This window comes from Pseudomonas sp. SMN5 (assembly GCF_052041925.1).
Lineage (GTDB): Bacteria > Pseudomonadota > Gammaproteobacteria > Pseudomonadales > Pseudomonadaceae > Aquipseudomonas.
This window is the reverse complement of sequence record NZ_JBKGGX010000038.1, coordinates 1-15,702: the sequence shown is the minus strand read 5'-3', so window position 1 is coordinate 15,702 and position 15,702 is coordinate 1. Positions and strand designations below refer to the sequence as shown.

Below are 15,702 nucleotides of genomic sequence, written 5' to 3'. Positions count from 1 at the left end.
CATTTTTGCCCGGAACTTACTTCCAGCCAATGTCGTCATCTATACGCAGGTCCGCCCAGTCCGACACTTTGACCCGCCTGGCTCAAGCCATCGCGGTGGCTGTGTCCGCCACACTGGCGGGCTGCCAGAGCAGCGGCCAGCTGCCCCAGACCGATACGGCGCAAGTGCCGAAGAACATGGCCGCCCGTGCCAAGCAGAAGCCTGTCTGGCTCAGCGAAAAGCCCAGCCCCCAAGCGCCTCAGGACATCTGGGAGCGCATGCGCCAGGGCTTCCAGTTGCAGGAAACCGCCGGGGTCAACCCACGTATCGAGCAGCAACGCCTGTGGTTCGCCAGCAACCCGTCCTTTCTGGAAGGCGCCGGTGAACGCGGCAGCCTGTACATGCATTACATCGTCGAACGCCTGGAAGAGCGCAACATGCCGCTGGAGCTGGCGCTGCTGCCGGTGATCGAAAGCGCCTACAACCCGATGGCCTATTCCCGTGCCAACGCCGTGGGGCTGTGGCAGTTCATCCCGTCAACCGGGCGCTATTTCAACCTGCGCCAGACCCGCTTCTATGACGGGCGTCGCGACATCACCGCTTCCACCACGGCCGCCATGGATTACCTGACGCGTCTGCACGACATGTTCAACGGTGACTGGCTGCTGGCGCTGGCCGCCTACAATGCCGGCGAAGGCACGGTCAGCCGGGCCATCGAACGCAACGAGAAGCTCGGCCTGCCCACCGACTACTGGAACCTGCCGCTGCCGGCCGAAACCCAGGCCTACGTGCCCAAGCTGCTGGCGCTGTCCCAGGTCGTGCTGTCCCCGGATGCCTATGGCGTGAACCTCAACCCGATTGCCAACGAGCCGTACTTCCAGGTCGTCGAGATCAACCAGCGCATGGACCTGTCCAAGGTCGCGGCGGTGGCGAACATCGATGAAGACGAGCTGTTCCAGCTCAATCCGGCCTTCAAGCAACGCACCACCATCGACGGTCCCCAGCACCTGCTGGTGCCCACCTCCAAGGCGCAACTGCTGTCCGCCAGCCTGTCGACCATGCGCCCGGAAGAGCTGATCAGCCAACGCTCGCTCAAACCAGTCTTCGAAACCGCCGACGACAGCGAAGTGGAAGGCGTACGCCGCACCTACCGGGTCAAGCGCGGCGACAATCTGGCCCAGATCGCCAAGGCCAACAACGTCCAGACCAAGGACCTGCAACGCTGGAACAAACTCAGCGGCAAGAGGCTCAAGGTCGGCCAGACCCTGGTGATGCAGGACGCCAAGGCCACCAAGGCGGCAAAGAGCACTGGCAAGCGCATCAACACCGTGGTCGCCGCCAACAGCAAGAACGGAAAAACCAAGCAAACCCAATACAAGGTCCAGCAAGGCGACTCGCTGTACGTAGTGGCCAAGCGCTTCAACGTCGAGATGCAACACCTCAAGCGCTGGAATCCAAGGATGGGCAAGGCCCTCAAGCCTGGGCAAATGCTTACGGTCTACTCCCCGCACTAAGCGCTGACAGCCTCCCTGTGGCGAGGGAGCTTGCTCCCGCTGGGCTGCGCAGCAGCCCCAAATCAGCCGCCTCGGTGAACCTGATAGATCAAGCCACTGCTTCGGGGGCTGCTTCGCAACCCAGCGGGAGCAAGCTCCCTCGCCACAGGTCCGGTGCCCGGCGGTGCCGTTCAACTGACGCCCCTCCACCCCCGCCTTTTTCCTGCCGATACAAGCTGTTACTGTACAGGCCATAAAAGCCCAAGCCGCCTGGATCGGATCTCAGACTTGATACGTCCCCTCCTCCTGTTCCTGATCAGCCTGGCCTTGAGCTATCCCGCCAGCGCAACCATCAGCGAAAGCCATGGCTACGCGCAGTTCGGTACGCTCAAGTACCCGGCCAGATTTACCCACTTCGACTGGGTCAACCCGCAGGCGCCCAAGGGCGGTACCTTGCGGGTCATGGCATTCGGCACCTTCGATACGCTCAACCCCTATACCTTCAAGGGCAGCAGCCCGGTATCCACACCGAACTTCCTGCAATATGGCATCAACGAGCTGAACGAACCGCTGATGGTCGGCACCGGCCAGTATGCGCCGTCCGGTGACGAGCCGACGTCGAGCTACGGCCTGATCGCCCGGTCGGTGGAGTACAGCGAGGATCGCAGTTGGGTGGTATTCAATCTGCGGCCCGAGGCACGGTTCCATGATGGCGTACCGATTACCGCGTACGACGTGGCCTTCTCCTACCGCACGCTGCTCAAGGAAGGCCATCCGCAATACCGCACCAACCTGCAGGAGGTGCTACGGGTCGACATCCTCAACCCGCTGAAAATCCGTTTTGTCTTCAAGCGCGCCGGCAACCCGCTGCTGATCCTGCGCCTGGGTGAGTTGCCGGTGTTGCCCCAACACTATTGGAAAGACCGCGACTTCAAGGTCACCACCTTCGAGCCGCCCCTGGGCAGTGGTCCGTACCGCATCACCAAGGTGCAACCGGGGCGCCAGCTGGTGTTCGAACGGGTCAAGGATTACTGGGGCAAGGACCTGCCGGTCAATCGCGGCAAATACAACGTCGACCGCATGGAGGTCGAGTTCTACCGCGACAGCGACGTCGCGTTCGAAGCCTTCAAGGCCGGTGAGTTCGACATCTACATCGAGCATCAGGCCAAGAACTGGGCCAACGGCTATGACTTCCCGGCGGTCCAGCGCGGCGATGTGATCAAGGCGCAGATTCCCCATCAGATCCCGACCCAGACCCAGGGCCTGTTCATGAACACCCGGCGCAATACCTTTGCCAACGTCAAGGTGCGAGAAGCCCTGGGGCTGATGTTCGATTTCGAGTGGACCAACCGCACGCTGTTCAGCAGTGCCTACAAACGCACCCTCAGTTACTACCCCAACAGCGAGTTCTCCGCCACCGGCGTTCCCGTGGGGCATGAATGGCTACTGCTCAAGCCCTACCGCGAGCAACTGCCGCCGCGCCTGCTCACCGAGCCCTTCGGGCTGCCCCAGACCGAGGGGCGCGGCATTCCGCGGGAAACCTTGCGCAAGGCGCTGGGACTATTGAAGGAGGCCGGCTGGACCCTCAACGGGCAGCGCCTGCTGAACGCGAACAGCCAGCCCCTGAGTTTCGAGATCCTGCTGGTGAACCCGAACCTGGAGCGGATCCTGCAACCGTACGTCGAGAACCTCGCCAGCATCGGCATCCAGGCCCGACTGCGCACCGTGGACCGGGCCCAGTACAAACAGCGGCTGGACCAGTTCGACTTCGACATGATTCTGTTGACCTTGAACCAGACCCTCAGCCCGGGCCTTGAACAATGGCAGTACTTTCACTCCAGCCAAGTCGGGGTCAAGGGCAGCAAGAACTACGCCGGGATCGCCAACCCGGTAGTCGATCACCTTCTGGAAAAACTCATGGCCGCCCAGACCCGCGACGAACAGGTCGCCGCCGGCAAGGCCCTGGACCGCGTGCTGCTGTGGCAGCACTACTGCATTCCCAACTGGTATATCAACTATCATCGCCTCGCGTACCATAACCGGTTCGCCTTCGTCACCACGCCGCCCTATACCTTGGGCCTGAGCGCGTGGTGGCTGAAATCTTCGGAGAAAGATCAATGAAGCCTTTTCGCGCCCTGCTTCTACAGGCCGGCGGCCTGCTGTTCGCCGGGCTGGCCTGTGCCGCGCCGCAGCACGCCGTGACGCTGTACAACGAACCGCCGAAGTACCCGGCCGACTTCAAACACTTCGACTACGTGAACCCCGACGCGCCCAAGGGCGGGATCTTCCGCCAGGGCGGCTTTGGCGGCTTCGACAGCCTCAACCCATTCATCAGCAAAGGTGTGCCGGCCGATGACATCGGCCTGATCTACGACACCCTGGCCAAGCAAGGCCTGGACGAACCCTTCACCGAGTACGGCCTGGTCGCCGAAAAAATCGAAAAGGCCCCGGACAACGCCTGGGTGCGCTTCTACCTGCGGCCCGAAGCACGCTTCAACGACGGTCATCCGGTGCGCGCCGAAGACGTGGTTTTCAGCTTCCAGACGCTGACCAAGGACGGCGCGCCGATGTTTCGCGGCTACTACAACGACGTCGCCGAGGTCATCGCCGAAGACCCGCTCAAGGTTCTGTTCAAGTTCAAGCATACGAACAACCGTGAACTGCCGCTGATCCTTGGCCAACTGCCGGTATTGCCCAAGCACTGGTGGGCGGATCGCGATTTCAACAAGGGCAATCTGGAAATCCCTCTGGGCAGCGGCCCGTACCGGGTGGCCGAAGTGAAGGCCGGGCGCTCGATCCGTTATGAACGCGTGAAGGACTACTGGGGCAAGGACTTGCCGGTCAACCGCGGCTTCTACAACTTCGACGTGCTGACCACCGATTACTACCGCGACAACACCGTCGCGGTCGAAGCCCTGAAAGCCGGGCAGTTCGATTTCTGGCTGGAGATGACCGCCAAGAACTGGGCCAACGCCTACAACATCCCCGCCGTCACGGAAGGCCGGCTGATCAAAGAGCAGATCCCCAACGGCAACCCCACTGGCATGCAGGGCTTTGTCTTCAACCTGCGCCGCCCGGTGTTCCAGGACGTGCGGGTGCGCAAGGCCCTGAGCCTGCTGCTGGACTTCGAGTGGACCAACAAGCAACTGTTCAACAGTGCCTATGCACGCACCCGCAGTTATTTTGAAAACTCGGAAATGGCGGCCACCGGCCTGCCCGGCGAAGACGAATTGAAGATTCTCGAACCGCTGCGCGGCAAAATTCCCGAGCAGGTCTTCACCGAGGCGTTCCAACCGTCGGTGTGTGATGGCAGCGGCATGATCCGCGACCAGCAGCGCAAGGCCTACCAACTGCTGCAGGAAGCCGGCTGGCGCATCGTCGACGACAAGATGGTCGACGCCCAGGGCAAGCCGGTGGTGCTGGAGTTCCTGCTGGCCCAGACCGAGTTCGAACGGGTGCTGCTGCCGTTCAAGCGCAACCTGAGCGACCTGGGCATCGACCTGGTGATCCGCCGGGTGGACGTGTCCCAATACATCAACCGCGTGCGCTCGCGGGATTTCGACCTGGTGGTGGGCAGCTTCCCGCAGTCCAGCTCACCGGGCAACGAACAGCGTGAATTCTGGATGTCGGCCGCCGCCGACAAGCCTGGCAGCCGCAATACGATGGGCCTGAAGGATCCGGCGGTGGACCAACTGGTGGAGCAACTGATCAACGCCGATTCGCGCAAGAGCCTGGTGGCCCATGCCAGGGCGCTGGACCGGGTGCTGCAATGGGGCTATTACGTGATCCCCAACTGGCACATCAAGACCTGGCGCGTGGCTTACTGGAACCACATCGGTCATCCGAAAGTCACGCCGACCTATGACATCGGCACCACCACCTGGTGGGTCAAGCCGGACACCAAGCCTGCCGAAGAAGTGGAACAAGTGATCGAAAAACAGAACAACGCTGCTCCGGCGAGCGTGGAGTAAACCGATGCTGGCTTACATTATCCGGCGACTGCTGCTGATCGTTCCGACCCTGTTCGGCATCCTGGTGATCAACTTCCTGATCATCCAGGCCGCGCCGGGTGGACCGGTCGAACAGATGATTGCCAAGCTCGAAGGGTTCGAAGGCGCCACCAGCCGTATCGCCGGCGGCGGTGCGGAAGTCTCGGTAGCCGGTTCCTCCTACCGTGGCGCGCAGGGTCTGGACCCGGCGCTGGTCAAGGAAATCGAACGGATGTACGGCTTCGACAAGCCGGCCCCTGAACGCCTGTGGATCATGATCAAGAATTATGCCCACCTGGATTTCGGCGACAGCTTCTTCCGCGACGCCAAGGTCATCGACCTGATCAAGGAAAAGATGCCGGTGTCGATCTCCCTCGGGCTGTGGAGCACGCTGATCATGTACCTGGTGTCGATCCCGCTGGGGATCGCCAAGGCCACGCGCCACGGTAGTCACTTCGACGTCTGGACCAGTTCGGCGATCATCGTGGGTTATGCGATCCCCTCGTTCCTGTTCGCCATTCTGCTGATCGTGGTATTTGCCGGCGGCAGTTACTTCGACTGGTTCCCGTTGCGCGGGCTGACCTCCAACAACTTCGATGAACTGTCGCTGGGCGGCAAGATCCTCGATTATTTCTGGCACTTGGCGCTGCCCGTGACCGCCCTGGTGATCGGTAACTTCGCGACCATGACCCTGTTGACCAAAAACAGCTTCCTCGACGAAATCAACAAGCAGTACGTCGTTACCGCCAAGGCCAAGGGCCTGACCCGCCGCCGAGTGCTCTATGGCCATGTGTTCCGCAATGCCATGCTGCTGGTAATCGCGGGTTTTCCTTCGGCGTTCATCGGGATTTTCTTTACCGGATCCTTGCTGGTGGAAGTGATCTTCTCCCTTGACGGCCTGGGGCTGATGAGTTTCGAAGCGGCCATCAACCGTGACTACCCGGTGGTGTTCGGCACGCTGTTCATCTTTACCTTGCTGGGGTTGGTGGTGAAGCTGATCGGTGACCTGACCTACACCTTCGTCGATCCACGCATCGACTTCGAAAGCCGGGAGCACTGAGATGAACCTGTCCCCGCTCAATCGTCGGCGCTTCGAACTGTTCAAGGCCAACAAGCGTGGCTGGTGGTCGCTGTGGCTGTTCCTGATCCTGTTCGGGCTGAGCCTGGGCGCCGAACTGATCGCCAACGATAAGCCGCTGGTGGTGCACTACGACAATGGCTGGTACTTTCCGGCCCTCAAGCGCTACCCGGAAACCACCTTCGGCGGCGAATTCCCCCTGGAAGCCAACTACAAGAGCCCGTACATCCGTGAACTACTGGCCGCCAAGGACGCCTGGGTGTTGTGGGCGCCGATCCCGTTCAGCTACCAGAGCATCAATTACGACCTGAAGGTCCCGGCCCCGGCACCACCTTCGGCGATGAACTGGCTGGGCACCGACGACCAGGGCCGCGACGTGCTGGCCCGGGTGATCTATGGCTTCCGCATCTCGGTGCTGTTCGCCCTGACACTGACGCTGCTCAGTTCGATCATCGGCGTGATCGCCGGCGCGTTGCAGGGCTTCTATGGCGGCTGGGTGGATCTGGCCGGCCAGCGTTTCCTGGAGATCTGGTCGGGGCTGCCGGTGCTCTACCTGCTGATCATCCTCGCCAGTTTCGTGCAGCCGAACTTCTGGTGGCTGCTGGGCATCATGCTGCTGTTTTCCTGGATGAGCCTGGTGGACGTGGTCCGCGCCGAGTTCCTGCGCGGGCGCAACCTGGAGTATGTGCGCGCCGCACGGGCGCTGGGCATGCAGAACGGCGCGATCATGTTCCGCCACATCCTGCCCAACGCCATGGTGTCGACCCTGACCTTCATGCCGTTCATCCTCACGGGCGCCATCGGCACCCTCACCGCCCTGGACTTCCTCGGCTTCGGCCTGCCACCCGGCGCGCCGTCCCTGGGCGAGCTGGTGGCTCAGGGCAAATCCAATCTCCAGGCGCCGTGGCTGGGCATCAGTGCATTCGCCGTGCTGGCCCTGATGCTGAGCCTGCTGGTGTTCATCGGCGAGTCCGCTCGCGATGCCTTCGATCCGAGGAAGTGAAATGAACCAGGATAATCTGATCGAAGTCCGCGACCTGGCGGTGGAATTCATTGTCGGCGAACGGCGCCAACGGGTGGTCGAAGGCGTCAGTTTCGACATCAAGCGCGGCGAAACCCTGGCCCTGGTGGGGGAAAGCGGCTCGGGCAAATCGGTCACCGCCCACTCGATCCTGCGCTTGCTGCCCTACCCGCTGGCCCATCATCCCAGCGGAAGCATCCAGTACGCCGGCCAAGATCTGCTGGGGCTGAAGGAGAAAACCATCCGCCACATCCGCGGCAACCGGATCGCGATGATTTTCCAGGAGCCGATGACCTCGCTCAATCCACTGCATTGCATTGAAAAGCAGATCAATGAAGTGCTTGGCATCCACAAGGGCCTGACCGGCAAGGTCGCGACCCGTCGCACCCTCGAATTGCTGGAGCTGGTGGGCATCCCCGAGCCGCACAAGCGCCTCAAGGCGCTGCCCCACGAGCTGTCTGGCGGCCAGCGCCAACGGGTGATGATCGCCATGGCCCTGGCCAACGAGCCGGAACTGTTGATCGCCGACGAGCCGACCACGGCCCTGGACGTCACCGTCCAGCTGAAAATCCTCGAATTGCTCAAGCAATTGCAGGCACGATTGGGCATGTCGTTGCTGCTGATCAGCCACGATTTGAACCTGGTGCGAAGAATTGCGCATCGCGTATGTGTCATGCAGCGCGGTTGCATCGTCGAACAGGCATCGTGCGAACAATTGTTCCGCGCACCGCAGCATCCGTACACTCGGGAACTGCTGGGCGCCGAGCCCAGCGGCACCCCGGCAGACAATGTGATCGGGCCGCCATTGCTGGAGGTCGAGGACCTGAAAGTCTGGTTTCCGGTCAAGAAAGGCCTGTTCAAACGTACGGTAGACTACATCAAGGCCGTGGACGGTATCCGCTTCAGCCTGCCCCAGGGCCAGACCCTGGGCATCGTCGGCGAGAGCGGTTCCGGCAAGTCGACCCTGGGGCTGGCGATCCTGCGGTTGATCGGCAGCCAGGGCGCGATCCGCTTCGAGGGCCAGGCGCTGGACGGCCTGACGCAGCAACAGGTCCGACCGCTGCGCCGGGAAATGCAAGTGGTGTTTCAAGATCCGTTTGGCAGCCTGAGCCCGCGGATGTGCGTGAGCCAGATTGTCGGCGAAGGCCTGCGGATCCACGGGATCGGCACCGAAGCCGAGCGGGAACAAGCGATTATCGAGGCACTGAAGGAGGTAGGCCTGGATCCGGAAACCCGGAACCGCTACCCCCATGAATTTTCCGGAGGGCAACGGCAGCGTATCGCCATTGCCCGGGCCCTGGTGCTCAAGCCGGCGTTGATTCTGCTGGACGAACCGACGTCGGCCCTGGACCGTACCGTGCAACGCCAGGTGGTGGAGCTGTTACGGTCGCTGCAAACCAAGTACAACCTGACGTATCTGTTTATCAGCCATGACCTGGCTGTCGTCAAAGCGCTGAGCCACCAACTGATGGTGGTCAAGCATGGCCAAGTGGTCGAACAAGGTGATGCCCGCGGCATATTCGCCGCGCCGCAGCACCCCTATACACAGCAGTTGCTGGAGGCCGCCTTCCTGGCCCCAACGACTGCCGAATAACCTGAAAGAGGAGCAACACATGGGTTTTCTCGCCGGTAAGCGCGTACTGATCGTCGGTGTCGCCAGCAAGCTGTCCATCGCATCCGGCATCGCTGCCGCCATGCATCGCGAGGGCGCTGAGCTTGCCTTCACTTATCAGAACGACAAACTCAAGGGTCGTGTCGAAGAGTTCGCGCAAGGCTGGGGTTCGAGCCCTGAGCTGTGCTTCCCGTGCGACGTGGCCAGCGATGAAGAAATCGCCAAGGTCTTCGAAGAACTGAGCAAGAAGTGGGATGGCCTGGACTGCATCGTGCACTCCGTGGGCTTCGCCCCTGGCGACCAACTGGACGGCGACTTCACCGAAGCCACCACCCGTGAAGGTTTCCGCATCGCCCATGACATCAGCGCCTACAGCTTCGTGGCGCTGGCCAAGGCCGGTCGCGAAATGATGAAAGGCCGCAACGGCAGCCTGCTGACCCTGTCGTACCTGGGCGCCGAGCGCACCATGCCGAACTACAACGTGATGGGCATGGCCAAGGCCTCCCTGGAAGCCGGCGTACGCTACCTGGCCGGCTCCCTGGGCCCGGAAGGCACTCGCGTCAACGCCGTATCGGCAGGTCCGATCCGCACTCTCGCCGCTTCCGGCATCAAGAACTTCCGCAAGATGCTGGCCGCCAACGAGGCGCAAACCCCACTGCGTCGCAACGTCACCATCGAAGAAGTCGGCAACGCCGGCGCCTTCCTGTGCTCCGACCTGGCGTCGGGCATCAGCGGTGAAATCATGTACGTGGACGGCGGCTTCAACACCACCGCCATGGGCAACATCGAAGAGTAATCTTCAGCGCACCGCTGCGTAGAAACGCCGCTTGACCTGGACAGGGCAAGCGGCGTTTTTTATGCCTGATTATTTGACTACATCGCAGATTCCCTGTGGGAGCGAGCTTGCTCGCGATAGCGGTGTGTCAGTCAGCAAAAATGTTGAATGTGCCTCAGCCTTCGCGGGCAAGCCCGCTCCCACAGGGGATTTTGTTTGGCTGAAAATTGTGTGCACGCCTCAGATCCTGTGGGAGCGAGCTTGCTCGCGATAGCGGTGGATCGGCTTGCATCGATCTGAATATGCCGCCGTCGTGGGCACGCCCCACTTTTTTACCGGCGTGCCGCCTGCTTTTGTGCATACATCGCCGCATCTGCATCGGCCAGGAGGTTGTCGATGGACTCATGGCGCGATGGGTCGTATTCGATCTGGCCCACGCTGAAGCGGATGTCATAGCCGCGCTGCAACGTTGCGTTGCGCTCGTCGAGGATTTCTCGCAGGCGGGCCATGATCGCGGTCGTCTCCACATGAGACGACCCCGTGAGCAGCGCCACGAACTCATCGCCGCCCAAGCGGCCAATTACGTCGCTTTCGCGAAAAGCGATGCGCAGCACGTCGGCGAAGGTTTTCAACGCCGCATCGCCTTCGGCGTGGCCGAACCTGTCGTTGATGGGCTTGAAATCATTGAGATCGAAAAACAGCAGCGTCGCCGGGCGGGACAGGCGTGTGCACACGTTCAGCGCATGTTGGGCCAGCGTCCTGAAGCCGCGCCGATTGGACAGCAGAGTCAGTTCGTCCATGCTCGCCATCTGCACAGCGATCATTTCTTCCTCGGCCATGCGCGCCAGGTCGCGCAGCAGTTCGCGTTCCTCGTCGTCAAGTTTGCGTGGCCGGGTATCGATCAGGCACAGCGTTCCGAGTTTGCTGCCGTCAGCGAGCCCCAACGGCTGCCCGGCATAGAAGCGGATACCCGGACTGTCCGTGACAAACGGGTTGTCGTGAAACCGCTCATCCTGCCGAGCGTCGCACACTTCCATGATCTGATCCTGCAGGATGGCATGCCCACAGAATGAAACATCGCGCCCGGACTCGCTGGCGTCCAGGCCCGCGTTGGACTTGAACCACTGACGGTTGGCGTCCACCAGGGTCACTAAGGCAATCGGCACATTGAACAGACGCCGGGCAAGCCGCGTCAGGCGATCGAACCGTTCTTCGGGCGCGGTATCGAGCAGCTTGAGCGAGTGCAGGCTGTTGAGCCGAGTGGCTTCATTTTCAGGTTTACCAGGCGCGAGCATCGACAACTCCTGTGAGGGCGGACTGCTGGAGTCTAGTCCAGACCCGTCGCACTTCAAACGACAAAATCCAACGGGCATTTGCCGACGAGGGCTAATACACTGAAGCACGATCCAAGACGAGGACCTTGACCGATGAAGCACGCCTCCCATGACGCTGCCCCACGTTTCTGGCGCGACGCGGCCCTGCCCTTCATCGAGGCCCGGGCAATCGCCGACGGGCGCAAAGTCTGCTATGGGCGCCACGCCCATGATCACTTCTCCATCGGGGCGATCACCGCCGGGCGCAGCACTTATGTCCACGAGCGCTCCCACTTCCAGGTCGAGGCCGGCACAGTGGTGCTGATGAACCCCGGCGATGTCCATGCCTGCAATCCGATCGACGATCAACCCTGGTCGTACGTGATGCTGTACGTCGATACCCAGTGGCTGCGTGACTTGCAACGCCGTATCGGCTTCGACGAAACCCTGGACTTCCAGGCCTTTGCCACGACCCACAGCCGCGATGCCGAGCTGTTCGGCGCCTTGCAGGAGCTGTATGAACGGCTGGTGGACGAACGGCTCGACCCGCGCCACAAACAGGCCGCCGCCGAGGCGTTTTTCAGCGACCTGCAACAGCGACTCAACCCCGCCGGACGTCCGGACCGGGGCAGCCATCCGGGATTGATGCGGGCCGCGCAGTTCATCCATGACCATTGCACCGAAGCCTTGAAGCTCGAGGACATCTGCGCCGCCGCGCAACTTTCACCGTCGTACCTGAGCCGCGCCTTCAAGCGCCATTACGGCATGACGCCCCACGCCTTCCTGGTCAATCGCCGGATCCAGTTCGCCCGCCACCAACTGCGCGAAGGCAAGCTGATCGCCGACGTGGCGCTGGACAGCGGCTTCGCCGACCAGGCGCATTTCCAGCGGGCGTTCAAGCAGCACCTGGCAGCGACGCCGGGGCAATATCGCGGCTGACGCAGCGATTTCCGGGCCAGACAGATACCCGTGGCGAGGGAGCTTGCTTGTGGTGAGGGAGCTTGCTTGTGGCGAGGGAGCTTGCTCCCGCTCGACTGCGCAGCAGGCGCGTTGATTGTGCAGGGATTAAAAAGCGGGGGGGGTTGCTTCGCAACCCAGCGGGAGCAAGCTCCCTCGCCACAGAAGCCTCGCCACAGAAGCGGGTTTGTCAAGGCAATACCAGATAAACCGCACTCACCACCAACAACGCCGCCATCGCCCGGTTGAACAGGCGCATGGTCGACGGATTACCCAGCCAACTGCGCAGAAAGCTTCCGGCATAGGCCCAGCACCCCACCGAGACATAGCAGATCACCAGATAGATCGCCGCGAACTGCCAGACCAGCCGCGCCTCGCCATCGGCGACGAAGGCGCCCATCCCCGCCACGCAGGCCAGCCAGGCCTTGGGATTGAGCCATTGCATCAGCGCGCCGTAGAACATCGAGGGCGCCCGTCCCTCCTCGCCGCTACCCAGATGGCCGTTGTCCATCGCCAGTTTCCAGGCCATGAACAGCAGAAACCCGACGCCCCCCAGTTGCACCACTCGCGTAAGGCCGGGCCAGCGTTGCAACACTTCATGCAATCCGAGGCCCATCAGCACCAACAGCAGGACAAACCCCAGGGTCGCGCCGCCCACATGGCGCAGCGTCGCGCGAAACCCGTAGCGCGCCCCGGAACTGAGTGCCACGATGTTGACCGGCCCCGGTGTGATCGAGGCGACCAGGGCAAATGCCGCCATGGAAAAAATCAGATTCATTGCATACCTTCTTTCAATGTACGTGAGGTAGCGACCAAGGTAAGTGGCCCGAGGCCGAAGGTATTGAAGAAAACTGCCTACATCAGTGGCAATAAAAGCTTGCTCGCGACGAAGTCATCCGCGCCTCATGTGAACCGCGCTGCCTGCATCGCGAGCAAGCTTTGCTCCCACAGGAGGCGGTTCCTCTACAACCGCAGGGAATAAAATTCACTGTCGATTTTCCGGTGGAGCCGTCCCGGCCCCAGCCTTATGCTCAACCCATGAACCTACAAGACTCGCTGCTCCCACCCCACGCCGAGATGGTCCGCGCCATGCTCGAACGAGACACCGCCTACGAGGGGGTGTTCTTCACGGCGGTCAAGACCACCGGTATTTTCTGCCGCCCCAGTTGCACGGCGCGCAAGCCGAAACCGGAGAACGTCGAGTTCTTCGCCCATGCCGATGAAGCGATGTCGGCCGGCTACCGCGCCTGCCTGCGCTGCAAGCCGCTGGACGCCGCCGCCATCGCCCCGGACTGGATCCAGACGCTGCTCAAGGCCGTGGACGCCGAGCCGGAGCAACGCTGGACCGACGCCCTGCTGCTGGAACAAGGCATCGAACCGCTGAAGTTGCGGCGCTGGTTCAAGCAGCATTTCGGCATGACCTTCCATGCGTACCTGCGCACGCGCCGCCTGGGTATCGCCCTGGGCGGCATCAAGCAAGGGAGCTCCATCGACCACGCGGCGTTCGATTCCGGCTACGAATCCCTGAGCGGCTTTCGTGACGCCTTCGTAAAATCGTTCCACATCACCCCGGGCCGGGCCGCCCTCAGCGAACCCTTGTTGTTTACGCGCCTGACCACGCCCCTGGGACCCATGCTGGCCATGGCCGAGCAGCGCGGCCTGGTACTGCTGGAATTTCTCGACCGCCCGGCACTGACCCGAGAGATCGAAGAGTTGCAGCAGCGCTATGGCTACACCGTCGCGCCGGGGCACAACGCGCACTTGCAGCGGATCGAAACCGAGCTGGCCGACTACTTCGCCGGCAAGCTCACCGCGTTCACCGTCCCGCTGCACATGCCCGGCAGTGCCTTTGCCGTAAGGGTCTGGGCGCAGTTGCAAGCGATTCCCTATGGCGAAACCCGAAGCTACGGCACGATCGCCAGTGCCCTGGGCAGCCCCGGCGCCAGTCGCGCCGTCGGGCTGGCCAACGGCCAGAATCGCCTGGCGATTGTCGTCCCCTGCCATCGGGTGATCGGTGCCGATGGCGCGCTGACCGGTTATGGTGGCGGGCAACCGCGCAAAGCGTTCTTGTTGCGGCTGGAAAAAGCCGCCGTGCAGGTTTCCCTGCCCCTGGCGTTTTGATCGACCCGCAGAGCGAAGAGCCAATGCCCGTGCCGTACCACGATGCCAGTGTCTTCCTGGCAAGCCTCGATGAAGACTGGCAACGCCACGTCGAAACGGTCGGCCCGTGCCTGCTGCGACCCAAGCCGGCCCGTGATCCCTACGAAGTGCTGGTGCGCTCCATCGCTTATCAGCAATTGCACGCCAAGGCCGGCGATGCGATTTTCGGCAGGCTATTGGCACTGTTTCCCGAGCAGGACTTTCCCAGGCCGGAACAGATCCTGGCGACGGATTTCGAGTTGTTGCGCGGCTGCGGATTCTCCGCCAGCAAGATTGCAACCATTCAAGGCATCGCCCAAGCGGCGCTGGACGGCGTGGTACCGGACTACGCCAGCGCCCTGGCCATGGAGGATGAGCAGTTGATCGAGCGCCTGGTCACCTTGCGCGGGGTCGGCCGCTGGACGGTGGAGATGCTGTTGATCTACAGCCTGGAACGACCGGACATTTTGCCGGTCGATGATTTTGGCGTACGCGAAGGTTATCGTCGGCTCAAGGGACTGGAGCAGCAGCCCAGCCGCCGGCAGATGATCGATATCGGCCTGGCCTGGAGTCCGCATCGGACGGTGGCGGCGTGGTATCTGTGGCGGGTGCCTGCCCGCGGTACGGCGTGATCGTTCATCGCCCCCTTGCGGAGGTGGCCGTGCCGGCCTCTTCGCGGGCAAGCCCGCTCCCACAGGGCTTTGTGTCAGGCAGATATTCCGTGCCAGTCAGTGGACGGTGTGGGAGCGGGCTTGCTCGCGAAGCGGCCAGTGCTGTCGCAGATGATTTCACTGATTGCAAACGCTGTACGTCCAGGCTCTCCTGAGCCCAACCCTTGCCAACCGGAGGCCCCCATGCACTTAGAAGGATCCTGCCACTGCGGCGCGGTATCGTTCAGCCTCACCTGTGTCCACCCCTACCCTTACCAGCGCTGCTACTGCTCGATCTGTCGCAAGACTCAGGGCGGCGGCGGTTTTGCGATCAACCTCGGGGGCGATGCCACGAGCCTGAAAGTACGCGGTCGCAAGCACATCTCGATCTATCATGCGCGGCTCAAGGAAGAAGGTGAGAAACGCGCCCACCGCAGCAGCGCCGAACGGCATTTCTGTTCAGTGTGCGGCTCGGGGTTGTGGTTGTTCAGCCCCGAATGGCCGGAGCTGATCCACCCATTTGCCTCAGCCATCGACACACCACTGCCGGTACCGCCGGAGCACACCCACCTGATGCTCGGCTCCAAGGCGCCGTGGGTCGAGGTCGAGGCGCATCCGCGTGACCAGCAGTTCGAGGTTTACCCTGAGGAGTCCATTGCTCAGTGGCATGAGCGCCTTGGGTTGACGGCTTGAGGC

At 62.1% G+C, this 15,702-nt stretch carries 13 protein-coding genes; 11 read left to right on the top strand and 2 right to left on the bottom strand.

The window, feature by feature from the left end; all coding sequences use genetic code 11:
* Positions 1 to 29: 29 nt before the first annotated feature.
* The 7 genes from ACLEJR_RS25485 (at position 30) to fabI (ending at position 9,968) form a co-directional block, all read left to right on the top strand.
* Positions 30 to 1,493, top strand: coding sequence for a transglycosylase SLT domain-containing protein (locus ACLEJR_RS25485; protein WP_440817381.1), 1,464 nt, complete (start codon positions 30 to 32; stop codon positions 1,491 to 1,493).
* A 267-nt stretch (positions 1,494 to 1,760) separates the two neighbouring features.
* Entirely contained in the window at positions 1,761 to 3,593 is a 1,833-nt protein-coding gene (locus ACLEJR_RS25480) for an extracellular solute-binding protein (RefSeq protein WP_440817380.1), read from the top strand.
* Positions 3,590 to 5,443 (top strand): extracellular solute-binding protein, encoded by a 1,854-nt coding sequence (locus tag ACLEJR_RS25475; protein ID WP_440793419.1) that lies wholly within the window; start codon positions 3,590 to 3,592, stop codon positions 5,441 to 5,443. Before ACLEJR_RS25480 ends, ACLEJR_RS25475 begins: the two co-directional genes overlap by 4 nt.
* Positions 5,444 to 5,447: 4 nt before the next feature.
* Positions 5,448 to 6,521 carry a microcin C ABC transporter permease YejB gene (locus ACLEJR_RS25470; protein WP_440793421.1) on the top strand — a complete coding sequence of 358 codons (1,074 nt, stop codon included), beginning with the start codon at positions 5,448 to 5,450 and terminating at the stop codon, positions 6,519 to 6,521.
* Between the two features lies 1 nt (position 6,522).
* Positions 6,523 to 7,542, top strand: a complete 1,020-nt coding sequence (locus ACLEJR_RS25465; RefSeq protein ID WP_440793423.1) for an ABC transporter permease — start codon at positions 6,523 to 6,525, stop codon at positions 7,540 to 7,542.
* 1 nt (position 7,543) lies between these two features.
* Positions 7,544 to 9,154 (top strand): ABC transporter ATP-binding protein, encoded by a 1,611-nt coding sequence (locus ACLEJR_RS25460; RefSeq protein ID WP_440793425.1) that lies wholly within the window; start codon positions 7,544 to 7,546, stop codon positions 9,152 to 9,154.
* A 19-nt stretch (positions 9,155 to 9,173) separates the two neighbouring features.
* Entirely contained in the window at positions 9,174 to 9,968 is a 795-nt protein-coding gene (gene fabI / locus ACLEJR_RS25455) for an enoyl-ACP reductase FabI (RefSeq protein WP_053153864.1), read from the top strand.
* 311 nt (positions 9,969 to 10,279) lie between these two features.
* Here fabI and ACLEJR_RS25450 read toward each other — a convergent pair whose 3' ends face one another.
* Entirely contained in the window at positions 10,280 to 11,242 is a 963-nt protein-coding gene (locus ACLEJR_RS25450; RefSeq protein ID WP_440817377.1) for a diguanylate cyclase, read from the bottom strand.
* Between the two features lie 132 nt (positions 11,243 to 11,374).
* Between ACLEJR_RS25450 and ACLEJR_RS25445 the strand changes: the two genes are divergently transcribed.
* On the top strand, positions 11,375 to 12,199 hold the full coding sequence (locus tag ACLEJR_RS25445; RefSeq protein ID WP_440793432.1) for an AraC family transcriptional regulator: 825 nt from the start codon (positions 11,375 to 11,377) through the stop codon (positions 12,197 to 12,199).
* Positions 12,200 to 12,407: 208 nt separating this feature from the next.
* Here the strand turns inward: ACLEJR_RS25445 and ACLEJR_RS25440 are convergent, their stop codons facing one another.
* Positions 12,408 to 12,995, bottom strand: coding sequence for a LysE family translocator (locus ACLEJR_RS25440; protein WP_440817375.1), 588 nt, complete (start codon positions 12,993 to 12,995; stop codon positions 12,408 to 12,410).
* Between the two features lie 260 nt (positions 12,996 to 13,255).
* Between ACLEJR_RS25440 and ACLEJR_RS25435 the strand changes: the two genes are divergently transcribed.
* The 3 genes from ACLEJR_RS25435 to ACLEJR_RS25425 all read left to right on the top strand — a co-directional run bounded on the left by ACLEJR_RS25435 (position 13,256) and on the right by ACLEJR_RS25425 (position 15,699).
* Complete coding sequence (locus ACLEJR_RS25435) at positions 13,256 to 14,338, top strand: bifunctional transcriptional activator/DNA repair enzyme AdaA (RefSeq protein ID WP_440817374.1); 1,083 nt, start codon at positions 13,256 to 13,258, stop codon at positions 14,336 to 14,338.
* 23 nt (positions 14,339 to 14,361) lie between these two features.
* On the top strand, positions 14,362 to 14,988 hold the full coding sequence (locus tag ACLEJR_RS25430; RefSeq protein WP_440817371.1) for a DNA-3-methyladenine glycosylase family protein: 627 nt from the start codon (positions 14,362 to 14,364) through the stop codon (positions 14,986 to 14,988).
* Between the two features lie 222 nt (positions 14,989 to 15,210).
* Positions 15,211 to 15,699 carry a GFA family protein gene (locus tag ACLEJR_RS25425; protein WP_440817369.1) on the top strand — a complete coding sequence of 163 codons (489 nt, stop codon included), beginning with the start codon at positions 15,211 to 15,213 and terminating at the stop codon, positions 15,697 to 15,699.
* The last annotated feature ends 3 nt before the right edge of the window (positions 15,700 to 15,702 follow it).

Coding starts and splice junctions, on each gene's coding strand:
- ACLEJR_RS25440 (WP_440817375.1), bottom strand. CDS start 12,995: ATGAATCTGATTTTTTCCATGGCGGCATTTGCCCTGGTCGCCTCGATC.
- fabI (WP_053153864.1), top strand. CDS start 9,174: ATGGGTTTTCTCGCCGGTAAGCGCGTACTGATCGTCGGTGTCGCCAGC.
- ACLEJR_RS25465 (WP_440793423.1), top strand. CDS start 6,523: ATGAACCTGTCCCCGCTCAATCGTCGGCGCTTCGAACTGTTCAAGGCC.
- ACLEJR_RS25475 (WP_440793419.1), top strand. CDS start 3,590: ATGAAGCCTTTTCGCGCCCTGCTTCTACAGGCCGGCGGCCTGCTGTTC.
- ACLEJR_RS25445 (WP_440793432.1), top strand. CDS start 11,375: ATGAAGCACGCCTCCCATGACGCTGCCCCACGTTTCTGGCGCGACGCG.
- ACLEJR_RS25470 (WP_440793421.1), top strand. CDS start 5,448: ATGCTGGCTTACATTATCCGGCGACTGCTGCTGATCGTTCCGACCCTG.
- ACLEJR_RS25460 (WP_440793425.1), top strand. CDS start 7,544: ATGAACCAGGATAATCTGATCGAAGTCCGCGACCTGGCGGTGGAATTC.
- ACLEJR_RS25485 (WP_440817381.1), top strand. CDS start 30: ATGTCGTCATCTATACGCAGGTCCGCCCAGTCCGACACTTTGACCCGC.
- ACLEJR_RS25435 (WP_440817374.1), top strand. CDS start 13,256: ATGAACCTACAAGACTCGCTGCTCCCACCCCACGCCGAGATGGTCCGC.
- ACLEJR_RS25425 (WP_440817369.1), top strand. CDS start 15,211: ATGCACTTAGAAGGATCCTGCCACTGCGGCGCGGTATCGTTCAGCCTC.
- ACLEJR_RS25430 (WP_440817371.1), top strand. CDS start 14,362: ATGCCCGTGCCGTACCACGATGCCAGTGTCTTCCTGGCAAGCCTCGAT.
- ACLEJR_RS25450 (WP_440817377.1), bottom strand. CDS start 11,242: ATGCTCGCGCCTGGTAAACCTGAAAATGAAGCCACTCGGCTCAACAGC.